At 41.1% G+C, this 547-nt stretch carries 2 tRNA genes and 1 rRNA gene; all 3 read right to left on the minus strand.

From position 1 onward, the window contains the following. Positions 1-155 precede the first annotated feature (155 nt). Positions 156-228, minus strand: a tRNA-Ala gene (locus ACEN31_RS11615). Between the two features lie 77 nt (positions 229-305). After that, positions 306-379: transfer RNA gene (locus tag ACEN31_RS11620), tRNA-Ile, on the minus strand. 108 nt (positions 380-487) lie between these two features. Continuing rightward, a 16S ribosomal RNA gene (locus tag ACEN31_RS11625) occupies positions 488-547 on the minus strand; the annotation flags it as partial.

Below are 547 nucleotides of genomic sequence, written 5' to 3' on the forward strand. Positions count from 1 at the left end.
AATTCTTTGGTTTATGATTTAATTTCGATTAAAATTATATCTTCATTTAAGAAAATTGTTCTAATACAATCTGTCGCATCGACGGATTATATTAGGTGTTGATATTCAGTTTTCAATGAGCTAAGTTAACTACCCCTTACTTACTATAGTAGTTATGGAGAATAGCGGGATCGAACCGCTGACCTCCTGCGTGCAAGGCAGGCGCTCTCCCAGCTGAGCTAATCCCCCGTACTGGAAATATATATTACATTGTTATTGATTTGCTGTCAACTGTTTTCCTGAAGAAATAAACAAGTTCTTAGCAATGGGCCTGAGTGGATTCGAACCACCGACCTCACCCTTATCAGGGGTGCGCTCTAACCAACTGAGCTACAGGCCCGGAGATATATAATCCTCAAACCCTAAGAGGCTTGACATTATGAAAACTCACTCAAAACTGAACAAAGATAAAACACTTCATGCTGTAAAAGGTTCCAGTACTCCTTAGAAAGGAGGTGATCCAGCCGCACCTTCCGATACGGCTACCTTGTTACGACTTCACCCCAAT

The organism is Ruoffia sp. FAM 26255, assembly GCF_045528525.1.
GTDB lineage: Bacteria > Bacillota > Bacilli > Lactobacillales > Aerococcaceae > Ruoffia > Ruoffia tabacinasalis.